The 17,971-nt window shown below is 69.5% G+C and carries 22 protein-coding genes; 20 read left to right on the top strand and 2 right to left on the bottom strand.

Annotated elements, in window-relative coordinates; genetic code table 11:
* The first annotated feature begins 53 nt into the window (after window positions 1-53).
* From ABCU91_RS02175 to ABCU91_RS02150, 6 genes are all read left to right on the top strand, one after another.
* On the top strand, window positions 54-1,163 hold the full coding sequence (locus ABCU91_RS02175) for a Gfo/Idh/MocA family protein (protein ID WP_413354614.1): 1,110 nt from the start codon (window positions 54-56) through the stop codon (window positions 1,161-1,163).
* On the top strand, window positions 1,160-2,092 hold the full coding sequence (locus ABCU91_RS02170) for a PmoA family protein (RefSeq protein WP_413354613.1): 933 nt from the start codon (window positions 1,160-1,162) through the stop codon (window positions 2,090-2,092). The genes ABCU91_RS02175 and ABCU91_RS02170 overlap by 4 nt, the downstream gene beginning before the upstream one ends.
* A complete protein-coding gene (locus ABCU91_RS02165) occupies window positions 2,089-2,805 on the top strand; it encodes a cupin domain-containing protein (RefSeq protein WP_413354612.1) in 717 nt (238 codons plus the stop codon). The genes ABCU91_RS02170 and ABCU91_RS02165 overlap by 4 nt, the downstream gene beginning before the upstream one ends.
* A gap of 91 nt (window positions 2,806-2,896) precedes the next feature.
* A complete protein-coding gene (locus ABCU91_RS02160) occupies window positions 2,897-4,036 on the top strand; it encodes a thiamine pyrophosphate-dependent dehydrogenase E1 component subunit alpha (RefSeq protein ID WP_413354611.1) in 1,140 nt (379 codons plus the stop codon).
* A 56-nt stretch (window positions 4,037-4,092) separates the two neighbouring features.
* Window positions 4,093-5,016 carry an alpha-ketoacid dehydrogenase subunit beta gene (locus tag ABCU91_RS02155; RefSeq protein ID WP_413355360.1) on the top strand — a complete coding sequence of 308 codons (924 nt, stop codon included), beginning with the start codon at window positions 4,093-4,095 and terminating at the stop codon, window positions 5,014-5,016.
* Window positions 5,017-5,139: 123 nt separating this feature from the next.
* Complete coding sequence (locus ABCU91_RS02150; RefSeq protein WP_413354610.1) at window positions 5,140-6,474, top strand: dihydrolipoamide acetyltransferase family protein; 1,335 nt, start codon at window positions 5,140-5,142, stop codon at window positions 6,472-6,474.
* Window positions 6,475-6,478: 4 nt separating this feature from the next.
* Here the strand turns inward: ABCU91_RS02150 and ABCU91_RS02145 are convergent, their stop codons facing one another.
* Window positions 6,479-6,907 (bottom strand): BLUF domain-containing protein, encoded by a 429-nt coding sequence (locus ABCU91_RS02145; RefSeq protein WP_413354609.1) that lies wholly within the window; start codon window positions 6,905-6,907, stop codon window positions 6,479-6,481.
* A 132-nt stretch (window positions 6,908-7,039) separates the two neighbouring features.
* On the opposite strand from ABCU91_RS02145, the gene ABCU91_RS02140 reads away from it, so the two are divergent.
* From ABCU91_RS02140 to ABCU91_RS02075, 14 genes are all read left to right on the top strand, one after another.
* A complete protein-coding gene (locus tag ABCU91_RS02140; RefSeq protein ID WP_413354608.1) occupies window positions 7,040-7,372 on the top strand; it encodes a DUF3140 domain-containing protein in 333 nt (110 codons plus the stop codon).
* Between the two features lie 72 nt (window positions 7,373-7,444).
* Window positions 7,445-8,437, top strand: a complete 993-nt coding sequence (locus ABCU91_RS02135; RefSeq protein WP_413354607.1) for a metal ABC transporter solute-binding protein, Zn/Mn family — start codon at window positions 7,445-7,447, stop codon at window positions 8,435-8,437.
* A complete protein-coding gene (locus ABCU91_RS02130) occupies window positions 8,389-9,246 on the top strand; it encodes a metal ABC transporter ATP-binding protein (protein ID WP_373457699.1) in 858 nt (285 codons plus the stop codon). The genes ABCU91_RS02135 and ABCU91_RS02130 overlap by 49 nt, the downstream gene beginning before the upstream one ends.
* Entirely contained in the window at window positions 9,243-10,142 is a 900-nt protein-coding gene (locus ABCU91_RS02125) for a metal ABC transporter permease (RefSeq protein ID WP_413354606.1), read from the top strand. The genes ABCU91_RS02130 and ABCU91_RS02125 overlap by 4 nt, the downstream gene beginning before the upstream one ends.
* 9 nt (window positions 10,143-10,151) lie before the next feature.
* Window positions 10,152-10,580, top strand: coding sequence for a Fur family transcriptional regulator (locus tag ABCU91_RS02120; RefSeq protein WP_091357646.1), 429 nt, complete (start codon window positions 10,152-10,154; stop codon window positions 10,578-10,580).
* Window positions 10,570-11,601, top strand: coding sequence for a permease (locus ABCU91_RS02115; RefSeq protein WP_413354605.1), 1,032 nt, complete (start codon window positions 10,570-10,572; stop codon window positions 11,599-11,601). The genes ABCU91_RS02120 and ABCU91_RS02115 overlap by 11 nt, the downstream gene beginning before the upstream one ends.
* Before the next feature lie 4 nt (window positions 11,602-11,605).
* A complete protein-coding gene (locus tag ABCU91_RS02110; protein ID WP_413355359.1) occupies window positions 11,606-12,370 on the top strand; it encodes a TIGR03943 family putative permease subunit in 765 nt (254 codons plus the stop codon).
* A complete protein-coding gene (locus ABCU91_RS02105; RefSeq protein WP_413354604.1) occupies window positions 12,360-13,748 on the top strand; it encodes a hypothetical protein in 1,389 nt (462 codons plus the stop codon). The genes ABCU91_RS02110 and ABCU91_RS02105 overlap by 11 nt, the downstream gene beginning before the upstream one ends.
* A complete protein-coding gene (locus tag ABCU91_RS02100) occupies window positions 13,745-14,443 on the top strand; it encodes a DNA-3-methyladenine glycosylase (protein ID WP_413354603.1) in 699 nt (232 codons plus the stop codon). Before ABCU91_RS02105 ends, ABCU91_RS02100 begins: the two co-directional genes overlap by 4 nt.
* A gap of 126 nt (window positions 14,444-14,569) precedes the next feature.
* Window positions 14,570-15,196: a HEAT repeat domain-containing protein gene (locus ABCU91_RS02095; protein WP_413354602.1), complete on the top strand. Its 627-nt coding sequence runs from the start codon at window positions 14,570-14,572 to the stop codon at window positions 15,194-15,196.
* Between the two features lie 172 nt (window positions 15,197-15,368).
* Window positions 15,369-15,605, top strand: coding sequence for a 50S ribosomal protein L28 (gene rpmB / locus ABCU91_RS02090; protein WP_018187658.1), 237 nt, complete (start codon window positions 15,369-15,371; stop codon window positions 15,603-15,605).
* Window positions 15,605-15,775, top strand: a complete 171-nt coding sequence (gene rpmG / locus ABCU91_RS02085) for a 50S ribosomal protein L33 (protein ID WP_005051772.1) — start codon at window positions 15,605-15,607, stop codon at window positions 15,773-15,775. Before rpmB ends, rpmG begins: the two co-directional genes overlap by 1 nt.
* Before the next feature lie 4 nt (window positions 15,776-15,779).
* Window positions 15,780-16,085, top strand: a complete 306-nt coding sequence (rpsN, locus tag ABCU91_RS02080; protein WP_018187657.1) for a 30S ribosomal protein S14 — start codon at window positions 15,780-15,782, stop codon at window positions 16,083-16,085.
* 413 nt (window positions 16,086-16,498) lie between these two features.
* Window positions 16,499-16,963, top strand: coding sequence for a hypothetical protein (locus ABCU91_RS02075; protein ID WP_413354601.1), 465 nt, complete (start codon window positions 16,499-16,501; stop codon window positions 16,961-16,963).
* A gap of 332 nt (window positions 16,964-17,295) precedes the next feature.
* On the opposite strand, the gene ABCU91_RS02070 is transcribed toward ABCU91_RS02075, so the two are convergent.
* A complete protein-coding gene (locus ABCU91_RS02070) occupies window positions 17,296-17,739 on the bottom strand; it encodes a PH domain-containing protein (RefSeq protein WP_413354600.1) in 444 nt (147 codons plus the stop codon).
* Between the last annotated feature and the right edge of the window lie 232 nt (window positions 17,740-17,971).

Genomic DNA, 17,971 nt, shown 5'->3' with positions numbered 1-17,971 from the left:
TAACTTCGAGGACGAAAGGTGAACGTTCACCTTCATCTCGAGGAGGAGAGCGGATGTCTCAGCACGACACCCGATCGCGGGTCGCCATCATCGGCACCGGCGCCATCGCGCACGCGCATGCCGAGGCTCTCGGCCAGCTCGCCGACTCCGTGGAGATCGTCGCCGTCGCCGACGTCGACGCGCAGAAGGCGCGCGAGTTCGCCGCGAGGTTCGGCGCGACCCGGTTCTATACGGATGCCGCCGAGCTCCTCGACACCGAGACCCTGGACCTCGTCCACATCTGCACGCCGCCCCAGTCGCACGTCCCGCTCGCCCTCCTCGCGCAGCGAGCCGGAGTGCCATCCCTGGTCGAGAAGCCGATCGCGCTCAGCCTGGAGGAGGTCGATCGCCTCGTGGCCTCCGAAGAGGCCACCGGCGTGCCGGTCCTCACGGTGTTCCAGCATCGCTATGGAGCGGCCGCGCAGCGGCTGCGGCGCCTCGCCGACTCGGGCGCCCTGGGCCGCCCGCAGGTGGCGACCTGCGAGACCCTCTGGTACCGGCCGGACGAGTACTTCGATGTGCCGTGGCGAGGGCGGTGGGAGGTGGAAGGCGGCGGCCCGACGATGGGCCACGGCATCCATCAGTTCGACCTGCTCCTGTCCGTGCTCGGGCCCTGGTCCCGCGTGAGCGCCTTCGCGGCACGCCAGTCCCGTCCCACCGACACCGAGGACGTCTCGATCGCGGTCGCCGAGTTCGAGGGCGGCGCGCTGGCGACGATCGTCAACTCGGTCGTCTCGCCGCGCGAAACCTCCCGGCTCCGGTTCGACTACGAGTTCGCGACCGTCGAGGTCGAGCACCTCTACGGCTACACCGACCGCGATTGGACCTTCACCCCGGCGGCGGGTCACGAGGAGCTCGCGGAACTGTGGAACGCCGACTCCGACGTCGTCAGCGGGCATCGCCTGCAGATCGAGGCCGTTCTGGCGGCTCTCGCGGCCGGAGAGCGACCGGGCGTCGGCATCCATGACTCGCGACGCACCCTCGAATTCGCCGCGGCCGTCTACGCATCCGCCTTCCGGGGCGTGCCCGTCCGGTCCGGCGAGATCGATTCCGACGATGCGTTCGCCCGCAGCATGGACGGCGGCCTGGTGCCGTGGGCCCGAGTGAAGGAGGCCATCCGATGACCGAGTCCGCCCTGACCCTCGTCGAAGAGGACGGCGTCGTCAGCATCCTCGACGGCGACGTCGAGCTGCTGCGGTACACCTTCGTGCCCACCACGCCGCAGCTCGAGTCGCCGAAGCCCTTCGTCAGCCCGCTGCGCACCCGCGCCGGCCGCGTCGTCAGTCTGTTCCGCCCTCACGACCACGTCTGGCACAAGGGCATCGCGTGGTCGCTGCCCGTGGTCGACGACGAGAACTTCTGGGGCGGTCCGACGTTCGTCCCCGGCCGCTTCTACGTCCAGCTGCCGAACGACGGGTCGCAGGAGCACCGCGAGAACGTGGCCGCCGAGGTCGAGGACGGCGCAGCGGTCTTCGCCCACCGACTCGACTGGATCACCGAGGGCGGCACGCGCATGTTCGACGAGCGCCGCGAGCTGACGGCCCGCGTCGTGACCGACGACGCCTGGGTGCTGACCTTCGAGACCGCGATGACCAACGTCACCGAGGCGACGATCTCGATCGGCTCGCCGACGACCCGGGGCCGGGAGAACGCGGGGTACGGCGGCCTGTTCTGGCGCGGTCCCCGGTCGTTCACCGGCGGCGTGGCCATCAGCCCCGAGGGTTCCGGCTCGGGAGGCGACATGCGCGGTCAGCGTCATGAGTGGATGGCCTACGCCGGTGCGCACGACGAGATCGACGCGTCGTCGGTGCTCGCCTTCGTCGACGATCGCGACAACCCCCGGCACCCGCCCCAGTGGTTCGTCCGCACCGAGGAGTTCGCCTGCATCAACCCCGCCCCGTTCTTCAGCGAGGAGCTGGCGGTCGAACCGGGCGCGACGGTACGTTTCCGCTACGCGGTCACGATCGCGGATGCCGGGGCCCCCGACGCGGCGCACCTCGCCGACCTCGCACGTGAGGTCCTGACCGCATCTCGAGCAACGAGGTCGGCGTGACCGCGACGACCTTCCCCGGCGGGACGTCGGTCACGTTCCTCGACGTGTACGACGATGCGGCTCCCGACGGCATCCCCGGCGGGAGTCCGCACCTGCACCTCGCGTCGACGGAGTGCTACGTCGTGCTCGACGGGTCGGGCGAGCTGCACACGCTCGGTCTCGCCGGCCCGCGCGAGATCCCGCTGCAGGCCGGGTCCGTCGTCTGGTTCACCCCGGGGACGATCCACCGCGCCGTCAACCGCGGCGGCCTCCGTGTCCTCGTGATCATGAGCAACGCGGGGCTCCCCGAGGCGGGCGATGCCGTGATGACCTTCCCCGCCGACGTCGTCGCCGATCCGGCGCGGTACCGCGCGGCCGCCGCGCTCCCGGACGGGTCGGCCGCGGAGCGCGCCGACGCCGCTGCTCACCGGCGCGATCTCGCGGTCACCGGCTACCTGGAACTGCGCCGCGCTTTCGAGCAGGGGGATGCCGGGCCGCTGCGTGCGTTCCACGCCGCCGCCGCCGCGATCGTCCGCCCGCACGCATCGTCGTGGCACGACATCGTGGCCGCCGGCCCCGCCGCGCTGGCGGACCTCTCCCTTGTGCACGTCGCCGCGCTCGCGGGCGGGGCCGCGGATCATCTCGCCGACGCGACGGTGCGGCAGGTGACGCTCGACGACGAGCGCGGGTTCGGCATGTGCGGCCGGCTCCGCGCGCTCGACCCGCGCTCCTGAGCCCGGCCTTGTCTCGAACGCACGGCGAATCGCGGCATCCGTTGTCGACCTCATGCAGAACCGGCCATGCGTCGGGGGTTAGCGTGGGAGGGTGACCCCCTCGTTCGAGGCTCCGGCCGAAGCATCCGACGTCGTCCGCGTCCTCGCCGCCGACGGTTCGTACGCGCCCAGTGAGGCGGCCGAGCGCTACCTCCCCCTCATCGACGCGCTGACCGACGCAGAGCTCGAGACGTTCTACCGCGACATGGTCGTGGTGCGCGCCTTCGACCGGCAGGCGACGAACCTGCAGCGCCAGGGGCAGCTCGCCCTGTGGCCGCCGTCCTTCGGGCAGGAGGCTGCGCAGGTCGGCTCGGTGCGCGCGGCCCGCGCGCACGACCACGTCTTCCCGTCGTACCGCGAGCATGTCGTCGTCACGACGCGCGGCGTCGATCCGATCGACATCATCCGACTGATGCGCGGCCTCACGCACGGCGGCTGGAATCCGGCCGAGCACCAGAACACTCACATCTACACGCTCGTCCTCGGAGCGCAGACCCTGCACGCGACGGGCCTCGGCATGGGCCTCGTCTTCGACGGCCGCACCGGCACGGGCGACCCGGAGAAGGACGAGGCGGTCATCGTCTACTACGGCGACGGCGCTTCCAGCCAGGGCGACGTCCACGAGGCGATGGTCTTCGCCGCCAGCTATCAGACCCCGCAGGTCTTCTTCCTGCAGAACAACCACTGGGCGATCTCCGTGCCCGTGTCGACTCAGTCGCGCGTGCCCCTCGCTCGCCGCGGCGAGGGCTACGGCATCCCATCGGTGCGGGTCGACGGCAACGACGTCCTCGCCAGCTACGCCGTCAGCAAGCTCGCCCTCGACGAGGCGCGCGCCGGCGGCGGCCCCCGCGCGATCGAGGCGCTCACGTACCGGATGGGCGCGCACACGACGAGCGACGACCCGACCAAGTACCGCACGAGCGACGAAGAGCAGTCGTGGGCGCAGCGCGACCCGATCGCGCGCATGCAGGCCTTCCTGCAGAACCGGGGCGCCTCGGCATCCTTCTTCGACGAGGTGGATGCCGCAGCATCCGCCTACGCCGACGACGTGCGCGTGCGCACCAACGCCCTCGGCGACATCCCCACGGGCGTCATGTTCGACCACGTCTACGGCGACGTCCACCCGCTCGTGCAGGAGCAGCAGCGCTGGCTCGCCGAGTACGAGGCATCCTTCGAGGAGGGGAACGCGTGAGCGACATCCAGACCCTGCCCTTCGCGAAGGCGCTGAACGCGGGCCTTCGTGCGGCGATGACCGCGGACGACCACGTTCTGCTGATGGGCGAGGACATCGGACCGCTCGGCGGCGTGTTCCGCGTGACCGAGGGCCTGCACGCCGAGTTCGGCTCGCAGCGCGTCCTCGACACCCCGCTGGCGGAATCGGGCATCGTCGGCACCGCGATCGGCTTGACGATGGCCGGGTTCCGGCCCGTGATCGAGATCCAGTTCGACGGGTTCGTCTTCCCCGCGTTCGACCAGATCACGACGCAGCTCGCCAAGCTCACGAACCGGCACGAGGGGAACGCGAACTTCCCCGTCGTCATCCGCATCCCCTACGGCGGGCACATCGGCGCCGTCGAGCACCACCAGGAGAGCCCCGAGGCGTACTTCGCGCACACCCCTGGCCTGCGGGTGGTCTCGCCGTCGACGCCGAACGACGCGTACTGGATGATCCAGGACGCGATCGCCTCGCCCGACCCGGTGATCTTCCTCGAGCCCAAGGCGAAGTACTGGATGAAGGGCGAGGTCGATGTCGCCGAGCGGGCCCTGCCGCTGCACGCGTCGCGGGTCGTCCGCAAGGGCACCGATGTGACCCTCGTCGGTCACGGCGCCATGGTCACGACCCTGCTGCAGGCGGCCGCGCTCGCGGAGGGTGAGGGAACCTCGTGCGAGGTCATCGACATCCGCTCGCTCGCGCCGATCGACTACGAGCCGATCCTCGAGTCCGTCCGCCGCACCGGCCGCATGGTCTACGCGCAGGAGGCGCCCGGCAACGTGTCGGTCGGTTCCGAGGTCGCCGCGACCGTCATGGAGCGCGCGTTCTACGCCCTCGAGGCGCCGGTCCTTCGTGTGTCGGGCTTCGACGTCCCGTTCCCGCCCGCGAAGCTCGAGGGCCAGTACCTCCCCGACGCGGACCGCATCCTCGAGGCCGTCGACCGCGCCCTCGCCTACTGACCGCCGCTATGGCCCCCTACCCGCGACCCCCGCACGTCCGCGAGACTGCACGTGTGCGACGAGACTGCGGCGTCAGCCGGCTGTCTCGGCGCGCGGCTGCAGTCTCGCGGGGATGGAGATGACATGAGCACGCAGACCTTCCACCTGCCGGACGTCGGCGAAGGACTGACCGAGGCCGAGATCGTGCAGTGGCGTGTGGCGCCCGGCGACACCGTCGACGTCAACGACGTCCTCGTCGAGATCGAGACGGCCAAGTCGCTCGTCGAGCTGCCGTCGCCGTTCAGCGGCACGGTCGGCGACATCCTCGCCACCGAGGGCACGACCGTCGAGGTCGGCGCGGCCATCATCACGATCGCGGGTGGTGAGGGGCAGCCGGATGCCGACATCGGCCGCTCCGAGCACGGTGAGAAGCCCGCCGAGGAGCCCGGTGGCTCGGTGCTCGTCGGCTACGGCACCGGCGGCGAGGTCACGTCGCGTCGCCGTAAGCCGGCCGAGAAGCCCGTGACCCGTGCCGTGGGTGTCGTCGCGAAGCCCCCGATCCGCAAGCTCGCCCGCGACCTCGGCGTCGATCTGGCCGACGTGTCGCCGAGCGGCACCGCCGGCGAGGTGACCCGCGAGGACGTCGTCCGTCACGCCGACCAGGCGTCGGTCTTCCGCAACATCGCGACCCCGGCGATCCCCGAGGAGCGCGAGCTCTCGATCCCGGTCGCGGCACCGGCGGCATCCGTGCCCGCTCCGGCCGTGCCGTCGGCGGACGCGCGCGAAGAGGCGATCACCGTCAAGGGCGTCCGCAAGGCGACCGCCAACGCGATGACCTCGAGCGCGTACACCGCGCCGCACGTGTCGGTCTGGACCGACGTCGACGCGACCCGCACAATGGAGCTGGTCAAGCGGCTGAAGGCCTCGCCGGACTTCGCCGACGTCAAGATCTCGCCGCTGCTGATCTTCTCGCGGGCCGTCATCTGGGCGCTCCGCCGCACGCCGATGATCAACGCCGCGTGGGTCGAGACCGAGAACGGCGCCGAGATCCGCGTGCGCCACTACGTGAACCTCGGCATCGCTGCAGCGACCCCCCGCGGCCTGCTCGTCCCGAACATCAAGGACGCGCAGGACCTCAACATGCGCGGCCTCGCGCGTGCGCTCGAGAAGCTGACCACCACGGCGCGCGACGGCAAGACGACTCCGGCCGATCAGCAGGGCGGCACGTTCACGATCACGAACATCGGCGTCTTCGGGATGGATGCCGGGACCCCGATCATCAATCCGGGTGAGTCCGGCATCATCGCGATGGGCACGATCCGGCAGAAGCCGTGGGTCGTCGACGGCGAGGTGCGCCCGCGCTTCGTGACGACCGTGTCGGGGTCGTTCGACCACCGCGTCATCGACGGCGACGGCATCAGCCGGTTCATCGCCGACGTCGCGTCGGTGCTCGAGGAGCCGGCGCTCCTGCTCGACTGAGGGTTCAGGCGCGGTCGGTGCCGGCCTTCTCGTGGAACCAGTCGCCGAGCGCGTCAGCCGATTCGCGCGTCGACTCGTCGTCGCTCGCCGTCTGGATCGCAGCCACGGCCTCGCCGGATCCGTCTCCGGGAGTCGTCGGCTCGTAGCCCATGGACCACGTCGAGTACTTGCGTTCGGACGCCTGCTCGTCGAGCAGGACGCGGACGTCCGTGTGACGGGGATCGCGGCCGATGCGCTCCAGGAGCGCTCGGACGGCGGCATCCGGTCCTTCGAGGATCTGGATGAATTCGGGGTCGGTGTAGACGAGCATCCCCGTGATGCCGTCCCGCGAATTGTTCGCCCGGCTCTCGGTGAGGAGCTCGACCAGTCGCGCGTGGTCGAAGGGCTCGGTCGCGCGGCTCGCGTAGGCGATGAAGGTCAACTGCTCGGTCATCCTCGTAATCCCCTCGGGCGTGCCGGGAGGAGGTGCCGCCCGGTTTCGATGACAGTAACACCGGGTGAGAAGCCCATCCGCCTCTTGCGCAACCCCTTGGAAGATGTCGGCGAGGCCGGGCACATTCGGCAAATGGATGCCGACGAGCAGCAGCAGGTCACGAAGGACTTCGACGGTGCGGTCAACATGACGGCCGCTCAGATCGAGAAATGGCTCGACACGGACGAGTCGAAGGCGGTGGGCCAGAAGTCCGGGGGAGGAGAGTCCACCGGGCATGCCTCCGGGCGCCGGATCGTGAAGATCCTCCGCAAGAAGAAGGACGAGCTGACGGACGCGGACTACGCGCACATGAAGAAGGTCCACGGTTACGTCGCCCGGCACTCGACGCAGCGTCCGAAAGGCGATGTGACGGACACGGATTGGCGCTACTCGCTGATGAACTGGGGCCACGACCCGAAGAAGTGATGGTGATGAGTCCGCTGAGGATTCCACGCTTGAGTTTGAGAACCGTTATCAACAGCACGTAGACTCGCGGTCATGACCTCTCGTGTGCCCGCACTCGTCGCTCTCGCGGCCGGATCCGTCCTCGTTCTCGCCGGCTGCGCCACCGCGACCCCCGGCGCCTCTGCCAGCGACAGCGCGACCCTGAAGATCGTCGCGTCCACGAACGTCTACGGGTCACTCGCGGCGGCGATCGGCGGCGACGACGTCGAGGTCACGTCGATCATCGACTCCCTCTCGCAGGACCCGCACTCGTACGAGGCGTCCGCGCGAGACCAGCTCACGGTCTCGCAAGCCGACCTCGTGATCGAGAACGGCGCCGGGTACGACGCGTTCCTCGACGGACTCATCGAGGCGAGCGGTACGAAAGCTCCGGTCATCACGGCCGTCGAGTACTCGCACGACTACCCCGGCAATGAGGGACACTCCGACGGCGAGCACGCCGAGGGCGACGGACACGACCATGCCGAAGAGGGTGATCACGCGGGTCATGATCACATCGAGGGGTTCAACGAGCACGTCTGGTACGACCCGCACACCGTTGAGCACGTCGTCGAGGACATCGCCCACGAACTCGGTGAACTGGATGCCGCCAAGGCCGACACCTTCGAGGCCAACGCCAAGAAGCTCATCGACGGCATCGCAGGGCTCGAGACCTCCCTCGAGAAGATCTCGGCCGCTCACGCGGGCGAGAAGATCTTCGTGACCGAGCCCGTACCGCTGTACCTCACGGCTGCGGCCGGGCTCGAGAACGCAACGCCCGAGGCGTTCAGCGAAGCGGTGGAAGAGGGTCAGGACGTGCCGCCCGCCACTCTGCTCGAAGCGACGAAGATCCTCGACTCCGGCGAGGTCCGAACCGTCATCGTCAATGCCCAGACCGGCGGCGCCGAGACCACCGAGGTGACGAAGCTGGCCGAGAAGAACGACATCCCCGTGCTGAAGTTCACCGAGATCCTCCCGGAGGGTCTGACCTACGTCGAATGGATGCAGAAGAACATCGACGACCTGGCGGGTACGCTGACCCGGTGACCCCGGACGCACCAGCCCCCCTCGAGATCCGGGGTGCCGCACTGCGGCGCGGCGGTCGCGAACTGTGGAGCGGTCTCGATCTGACGGTCGAGCCGGGCGAGCTCATCGCGGTCCTCGGACCCAGCGGTTCCGGCAAGACCACGCTGCTGCGTGCGATCCTCGGACTCGAGGACCTCAGCGAAGGGTCCGTCGAGGTCGACGGAAAGCGCGTCCGCCGCGCGGGCAACCGGGGGATCGGCTACCTGCCGCAGACCCGCCCGCTCCCACGGGACACCGCTCTTCGGGGGCGCGATCTCGTCGCGCTCGGGGTCAACGGCCACCGGTTCGGGCCCCCGATCCCTCGCCGGAAGGACCGTCAGCGGGTCGACGAGCTCATCACCCAGATCGGCGCCACGGAGTTCGCCGATCGCCCCGTCGGCATCCTCTCCGGTGGCGAGCAGCAGCGACTGCGCGTGGGGCAGGCCCTCGCCGACGACCCGCGACTGCTGCTGTGCGACGAGCCGCTGACGAGCCTCGACCTCGCCAACCAGCAGGCGGTCGTCGGACTCATCGATAAGCATCGGCGCAGCGGAGCCGCGGTCCTGCTCGTCACCCACGACATCAACCCGCTGCTCGGCAAGGTCGACCGGATCCTCTACATCGCGAACGGCCGCTTCACCCTCGGCAAGCCGAAGGACGTGCTGACCTCTCCCGTCCTCACCGACCTCTACGGCGCTCCGGTCTTCGTGCTGCGAGCCGGCGACCGATTGGTCGTGGTCGGGGCGCCCGACGCCGAGGCATCCCACCACCATCACGAGGACCACGCATGAACTGGGACGACATCGCGAACGCCATGTTCGGCGGTGTGCCGGTCTACGGTCAGATCCTCGCGCTTGTGCAGAACTCGGTGTGGGCAGGGGCGATCCTCGGCCTCGTCGGCGGGCTCATCGGGGTGTTCGTGCTGCAGCGCGACATGGCGTTCGCGGTGCACGGCATCAGCGAGCTGTCGTTCGCCGGCGCCGCCGCGGCGCTGCTGATCGGGGCCGACGTCGTCACCGGATCGATCGTCGGGTCGATGATCGCCGCGGCGCTCATCGGATGGTTCGGCTCGCGGGCGCGGGACCGCAACTCGATCATCGGCGTGCTCATGCCCTTCGGGCTGGGCCTCGGCATCCTCTTCCTCGCCCTCTACGACGGACGGAGCGCCAACCGCTTCAGCCTGCTGACGGGGCAGATCGTGTCGGTGCAGTCGGACCAGCTCACATGGCTCATCGCCATCTCCGCCGTCGTACTGGTGGCGCTGCTGCTCATCTGGCGTCCCCTGCGATTCGACTCGCTCGATCCGCAGTCCGCGGCGGCGCGCGGCGTCCCGACCGGGCTGATCTCGCTCGCCTTCATGCTGCTGCTGGGGCTGGCGGTCGCCGTGGCCGTGCACATCATCGGCGCACTTCTCGTCCTCGCCCTTCTCGTGACTCCGGCCGCCGCCGCGGCGCGTATCGCGCACGGGCCCGTCGCGGTCCCGCTGCTCGCGGCCCTCTTCGGCGTCGTCTCCGCAGTCGGCGGCATCCTGCTCGCCGTCGCCGGCACCCTGCCGGTGAGCCCCTACATCACGACGATCTCGTTCGTCATCTACCTCGTCTGCCGCGTCGTCGGCGACCGCCGGGGGCGGGTGCAACGGACGGATGCCTCCCGAGGCACCCAGCCCGTCGCTAGGGCGCGAGCGTAGAATCCGCGCATGGCCCAGCGCAACACCTGGCAGCGCGAGCGCGTCCGCTCGGCGCTGTCCGACGCCCCGGGATTCGTGAGCGCCCAGGATCTGCATGCCGCACTCCGCGACGAGAACACGGGGATCGGCCTCGCGACCGTCTACCGTGCTCTCGCGACCCTCGCCGCCAGCGGTGAGGCGGACCAGCTGCAGTCTCCCGAGGGCGAGGCGATCTACCGCGCGTGCGCCAGTACCGGACATCACCATCACCTGATCTGCCGGGTGTGCGGCAAGGCCGTCGAGATCGAGGCCACCGAGGTCGAGACCTGGGCGAAGCGCACGGCGGCGGCGAACGGCTTCACCGACGCCGAGCACGTCGTCGACATCTTCGGTACGTGCGCCGAGTGCAGCGCACGGATCGCGCGGGGCGACGACCGGCCCGAGGCTCGTGCGGACTGAGGTCCGCCCCGCGGCATCCCGAACGTCGTCGACCCCCGCACCGGGGTCGGCTGCGCGCGGAGCGCTCTGGCTGGGGCTCGGGTTCATCGGCGTCCTGGCGCTCATCGGCGTGGCGCTGTGGAGCCCATCACCCGAGCTCCCCACTCGCGCGCAGGACGGCCTGACGCTCGCCCTCAGCGTGCTCATCGAGTCGCTGCCGTTCGTGATGCTCGGCGTGATCCTCTCGATCGTCGTGCAGGTGTGGGTGCCGCCGGGGGTCATCGAACGCTGGATGCCGCGGAACCCCTGGGGGCGGCGGGCCGTCCTGTCGCTGCTGGGCATGCTGATCCCGGTGTGCGAGTGCGGCAACGTCCCCTTCGCCCGCGGGCTCATGATGCGGGGGTTCTCGGTCGCCGAGACGCTGACCTTCCTGGTCGCGGCGCCCATCGTGAACCCGATCGTCATCATCACGACCCACCAGGCCTTCGGGTTCGACGACGGCATCCTCGTCGCCCGCCTGCTCGGCGGGTACCTCATCGCCAACGTCATCGGGTGGCTGTACAGCCGGCATCCCGATCAGGACTCCCTCATCACCGATCGCTTCCGCGACGCGTGCCTTGCGGAGCAGGGTGTCACGGGCGATCGCGGCCGCCGCAGCCTCGCCCAGTTCGTCGTCGAGCTGCGTGCGGTCATGCCCGCCCTCATCATCGGCTCCGCCGTCGCGGGTGCGGTGCAGGTCATCGTGCCGCGCGATGTGCTGCTGTCGATCGGGTCGAACCCTGCCCTCTCGATCGCCGCGATGATGATGCTCGCGATGATCGTGTCGATCTGCTCCAACGTCGACTCGTTCTTCGCGCTCTCGTTCGCCTCGACGTTCACCCCGGGCGCCATCGTCGCATTCCTCCTCGTGGGTCCCCTCGTCGACGTGAAGATGCTCGCGCTCCTGCGCACCACCTTCCGCACCCGGGTCCTCGGCGTCCTGGTCGCCGCGGTCGTCCTCGCGGCGGCCGCGATCGGAGGGGCGGTGAACCTCCTTGCGTGACACCGTGTGGTTCCGGATGCTGGGTGTCGGCGCGGTCGCATTGATCTCCGCCCTGACGATCGCCCTCGCGGTGACCGGCCGTCTCGGGCTCTACATCAACCCCGAGTCGTCGTGGTTCGCGGTCTCGATGGCTGCCCTCGCGCTCGTCGGGTGCGCGATCAGCTTCGTGCTGCCGCTCGGCGCGGCGGAGGACCACGGGCACGACCACGGCGACGCGCCCGCCGCCGACCACGACCCCCACGATCACCACGATCACGCGCCGCGAACGCCCCGCCAGGTCGTCGGCACCGCGGTGACGGTTGCGGGAGGGGCGCTCGCGCTCGGCCTCGCGGGAACGATGCTGGTCGTCCCGCCGGCCACGCTGTCGGCGGAGCTCGCGGCATCCCGCACCACCGGCTCGGCACCGCTGTTCCAAGGCGCCGACACGGTCGCACTCGCCATCACGGGCGACACCGCCTCGTTCGGCATCGGCGACTGGGCGAGCGTGTTCGCGACGGCGACCGACCCCGAGGTGTTCGACGGCACCGAGATCTCGCTGACCGGCTTCGTCGCTCCCGGCCAGCAGGGCTTCGCCCTGACCCGGCTCATCATCACCCACTGCGTCATCGACGCGCAGCCGGCGAGCCTGCCGGTCGCCACCGACGACATCCCCCGCAAGGGCCAGTGGGTGACCGTGACGGGGACCATCCGCGACGTCGACGGTCAGCTGCAGGTGACGGCGGCCTCCGTCGAGCAGATCGACGAGCCCAAGGACCCGTATGAGTTCTGACAGCCGGCGCGCTCAGCGCCAGCGTCGGCAGGCCCGCGGGTTCTCGGTGCGTGTGATCGCGGTCGTCGCGGTCCTCGCGCTCGTGGCGCTCGCCGCGGGTGTCATCACGACCCTGCAGGGTCCTCGGGTGACCTCGGTCCAGGCCGACGCGACCGCCGCAGTGGGTTCCCCCGGTTCCCGCGTGATCTTCGAGACGACGCAGTCGCTGCAGAAGGTGGATGCCGCACAGGTCACCATCACGCCGACGGCGCCGTTCAGCGTCGACACCTCGGGGCGGAGCGTCGGCATCCGCTTCACGGATCCGCTCTGGGACGAGACGACGTACACGATCCGCATCGACCGGCTGGCGGGTCTCGGGGGCGGCCCGGCCTCGACCGTCGAGGAGTCGTTCGCCACGCCGAAGCTGCACTCGTACGTCCTGCAGCGCAGCGAGGGCGGCGACAAGATCTACCGCGTAGACCTCGACGGCAACACGGAGCCCGTGTTCGAGCACGAGCACATCGAGGACTTCCGCGCGACGGCCGCGCACCTCGTCGTATCCACCCTCGAAGACGGGGTGTCGCACCTCATCGTCACGCGCACCGACGGCTCCCACCCGCAGGAGCTCGCCCTGCCTGGCGAGGGCGTCGTGACGAACCTGCAGAGCGCAGAACGCGGCAACACGATCGGTTACACCTTCACGGATGCCGACATCTCGGCATCCGGGGGACGCGAGAGCCTGCTCTTCACGGGCTCGACCGCGGACCCGGGCGCGGGGCCCGCCGAGATCTCGGTGACCGGGGCCGACAAGCGGGTCGAGGATTGGCGGTTCGTCCCCGGGACCGACACGATCCTCATGCTCACCTTCGACGGTGCGCTCAGCCTCGTGTCGTCGGCGGGGGCGCCTCCCGTGGAGCTCGGCAATGCGATCGGGATCGACGACATCGCCGGGACGACGGCCTACATCGAGCGCGTCGACGGACCGGCAATCGTCGACCTCGCCTCGGCGAAGGAGAACCCGCTCCCCCCGACGGCGGGTGAGCTCGGTCAGACCGGCTCCGTCCTGGCGATGTCCGACGGGTCGACCCTCCGCGCCCTCACCCCGTTCGACGGGCTGAACCCGCTCGGCACGAACATCATGCGGGTGGATGCCGACGGCAAGACGAGCGTGGTCGCGAAGGTCGATCCCGCCGACGGGCTCCTCCAGACGTGCGTGTCGCCGAGCGGCCGTTACGCCGCCCTCGTCATCGCACCGAACGTGGTCGACAACCCGTACGACGGCTACACGCTGCCGCTGCCGACCACGCTCGAGACGCGCATCTACGCCCTCGACGGGACGCAGGTCACCGTCATGGAGGGGTTCGACGTCGCCTGGTGCCGGAAGGCCCCCTCGCTGTGACCGCTCTCGTCGCCGCGACGCGCGAAGCCCTGGCGGGACTCCCGGCCGACGTCGCGCCGACCCTGCTCGACGGTGAGCTGCACGTGACGACCGCGACCGGCTTCGTCGCTCTGCGGATCACGGAGGTGGAGGCGTACCACGGCCGCGGGACCGGACCGCAGGCCGACCCCGGTTCGCACGCCCGAATGGGGCCGACCGCCCGCAACGCGACGATGTGGGGCGAACCCGGCCATCTGTACGTGTACCTGAGTCACGGCATCCATTCGTGCGTCAATGTCGTGTGCGGGCCCGAGGGGGTCGCGGGCGGAATCCTGCTGCGCGGCGGAGAGGTCGTCGACGGAGCGGATGCCGCGCACGCCCGCCGGCCCGCGGCGCGCACCGCGCGCGACCTGGCCCGCGGACCCGGGCGACTCGGCGATGCGGTGGGGCTGCGGCATCCCGTGCACGACGGCATCGACGCGGTCACGGGGGAGGAGCAGGCCGGCGCGAGCGCGCGGCTGTTCCTGCGCGCCGAGCCGCTGGCCGAGATCGCGACGGGACCGCGCGTCGGTGTCGCAGGGATCGCCGGGACCGACGCGTTCCCGTGGCGCTTCTGGATCCCGGGTGACCCGACGGTGTCGGCGTTCCGCTGGGGTCGCGGTGCGAGCGAGGCCGCGGTGCGGCTTCGCGAGGAGATGCCGCCTGTCGAGGAGTGATCGGCGCCGAATGCTCCTCGCGACGCGTCATCTCCTCGGGAACCGACGCCCGGGAACACCTGCCCACCTCGGCGTGTTCCAGTGAGGGTGGGATGCCGCATCCCCCTCGACCCCGTGAGGTGACCCATGACCGAGACCACCGCTGCAGACCGGCTCGAGGCCGCCCTCGCGTCGCTCGACCCGTCCGCGCGCGTGCAGGCCGCGATGACGGCGGGCACCCACCCGCGCTCGGAGTACATCCCGGTGCTCGTGGCGCAGTGCCGCATCGAGCCGCAGTTCCTCGTGCGCGAGATGCTGACCTGGGCGTTGACCCGACACGACGCCGATGAGGTCATCGACCGGCTCCTCGTCGAACTCGGCTCGCGCGGGGCGCAGATCCGGGCGCAGGCGCTGCACACGATGTCGAAGATCGGCGGTCCGCGCGTGTGGCCGGCGATCACCGCAGACCTGTTGAAGGATGCCGACGACGCGGTCGCTCGCGTGGCCTGGCGCACGGCAGCACGGCACGTGCCGGCAGCCGAGGCATCCGCTCTCGCGACGACCCTGGCGACGCAGTTCGCCCGCGGCGAGGACGACACCCGGCGCAGTCTGAGCGAGGCCTTCGCGACGCTGGGCGAGCCGGCGCGTCCGCAGGTCGACTGGGCACTCGCGACGGGTGGCCCGTACACGCGCGCCCACGCCGCCGTGACCGCGCGACTGATGGACGACCCGGAGGCGACGTACGACGAGGCCGTGGCTGCGGCATCCGCCTGAGTCAAGTCGACACGCCCGGCCGTGCTAGACTGACTCCTCGTCTGCGCGCACTCCAGCACGCAGTTCGCATCCCACCCTCAGAAGACGGCCCTACAGCCGTGTCCGGGAGCGGGGTGCAGACAAGGGATCTTGGGTGGCACCGTCCGGTGTCACGGTACTAAGGAGAATCACTATGGCAGCAGTGTGCCAGGTGACTGGAGCTGTTCCCGGCTTCGGTCACAACATCTCGCACTCGCACCGCCGGACGAAGCGCCGCTTCGACCCGAACGTGCAGAAGAAGACCTATTTCGTTCCTTCGCTTGGTCGCAAGATCACGCTGAACGTCTCGGCTAAGGGCATCAAGGTCATCGACGCCCGCGGCATCGAGTCGGTCGTGAAGGACCTCCTCGCGAAGGGTGTGAAGCTCTAATGGCGAAGAAGGCTCAGGACGTCCGTCCGATCATCAAGCTGCGTTCGACCGCCGGCACGGGGTACACCTACGTGACGCGCAAGAACCGCCGCAACAACCCCGACCGCATCGTGCTCAAGAAGTACGACCCGGTGATCCGCAAGCACGTCGAATTCCGAGAGGAGCGCTGATCGCATGGCGAAGAAGAGCAAGATCGCGCGCAACAACCAGCGCGAGGTCATCGTCGCCCGCTACGCCGAGAAGCGTGCCGAGCTGAAAAAGACCCTCGTGGACCCGAACGCGACCGACGAGGCCCGCGAGGCCGCCCGCGTCGGCCTGCAGAAGCTTCCCCGCAACGCGTCGCCGGTCCGCTTGCGCAACCGCGACGCCATCGACGGACGCCCCCGCGGCCACCTGTCGAAGTTCGGCATCTCGCGTGTCCGCTTCCGTGAGATGGCGCACCGTGGCGAGCTGCCCGGCGTGACCAAGTCGAGCTGGTAAGCACCACTTCCGCACGAAGCCCCCGTCTCCGGACGGGGGCTTCGTCGTTTCCGGGGGCGTTCCGGCCACGGACGCGGTCAGTATCGCAGGAGCCAGTGTCGCGCTCGCGGTGATTCTCCCGGAGTCGGCTCCGTTGCCTACACGGAGCCTGCCCAGATCGTCGATCAAGGCTATTTGTGGCTCGGAGCGAAGCTGGGGGAGGGCGCTGAGAACTTGTCGTTGTACCTCGTCGCGGACGGCGACGAGTTCGCCGGGGCCGATGAATCCCTCTCCGCCAGAGCTCGAGTCTTCATTGCCCCTGCACCCGAAGAGGCCCGCACCGACGCCGACGAACCCTGAGCCTCGGCCGCGGATGGTCGTCGATGCATGTAACAACCCCTCAGTGGCACACGGCTCGCGAGTAGGGTCACCGCATGCGCCGACCGTTCATGAATACTCCTGAACAGCTCGAGTCTCCCGACGGAGGGCAGTACCTCGTGCTCCGCCCAGCTTCCGGTGTGGCGGACCGATTCGTGTCGGAGCAGAACGCCGCCCTGGCTCTGGTGGGGCTGCCGCATCCGTACACCGGCCACGTGACGCTCCGAGGCTTCTACGAGCCGACACGTCGCGAGGAGCTGACCGCCCTGATACGCAGCTGGGCTTCAGCGCAACGGCCGATCGAGATCATCGGCGAGGCAGTCGATGCGTTCCCAGAGATTTGGGCGGTCGATCAGTCGGCGCGGCAGGCAACGATTCGACGACGTCATCCGACCACCGGGGAATGGAGCGGTATCGTCGCGCCATGCGGACCGTTCGACCCTGGTTCACCGGGATATGCACCATCGGAGTCGTCGCGTTCACGGGGTGCCAGGCAGTGCACCCGTCTGCCATCCGCGTGAACTTCGACGGGTCGATCGACTACGTCACATGCGTAGCCGAGGCGAACGACTGGGTGGCCGTTTCGACGGGCGAGGACAACGAAGACAGTGACCTCAGACCCCTCGATGAGCTCGAGGCCGCGTCCGCGGGTTCCGTTGTGAACTTTCATCGCCCGGAAGGAGCGTGGTCGTCGATCCATATCGGAGCATCGTTCCACTCGAGCATCCAGGTCGAGTCGGATGACGTCTCACTTGGCGTGTGGCGATGGAACACGGACGGGGATTGGTCGATCGACGACGACACGGCTCGCTGCTCGATAGATGAGTGATGAGGTTTCCTCTGCCCGCCACCCTCAACGTTCTCGCGACCTGACCCATCTGTCCAGGCGGACCAGGAACTGGCGAGGGACGTCGAGCGTTGAGGCTGGCAGTAAGTAGCTGGTTCCCACCGCAACCGCGCTTATGGTCGCGGTTCTCGTTCTTCTACCTGGAATCGACCACTCGAGCCTCGCCGTGCGCGGATCCTGGTCGACCTCCGTTATCTGTTCCCGGGGGATCCGCAACGCACGGAAGAGATTGCGCAACTGGACTTCAGCGTCGTCGACGATCACGCGGACGCGAAAGACACGCACCAACCACACGAAGCCGAGGACGATGACCCCCGAAGCGAGGGCGGCGACCGGCACGTCTCCCTCTGCCACAGACCATGCCAGTGCGCTGCCGCCGAAGAACAGAAATGTCGATGCGCCGGCAGAGTTGGCGAAACGCCAGGCGAGCGTGGGGCGATAGACGAACACGCTCCGACCCTAAGCTCAGCACGTCGTCCGCCTGATCACCCACTTCGTCGAATGCGACCGTTTCGGCGGGCATCCTCGATCGTTCTCAGGGAGCGGCCTTCCTCATCGAGGCGACCGCACCAGAACGCGTGCCAGAGCCGAGATCCCGTAGGCGACTTTGAGGCGGAGCGCATCTGCATCGGCGGTCGTTCACGCGCGGGTGGGGCTGCGGGTGGGCCCGCTCAAGCGTCGT

Source organism: Microbacterium phoenicis (assembly GCF_047302325.1).
Lineage (GTDB): Bacteria > Actinomycetota > Actinomycetes > Actinomycetales > Microbacteriaceae > Microbacterium.
This window is presented reverse-complemented; position numbering and strand designations above follow the sequence as displayed.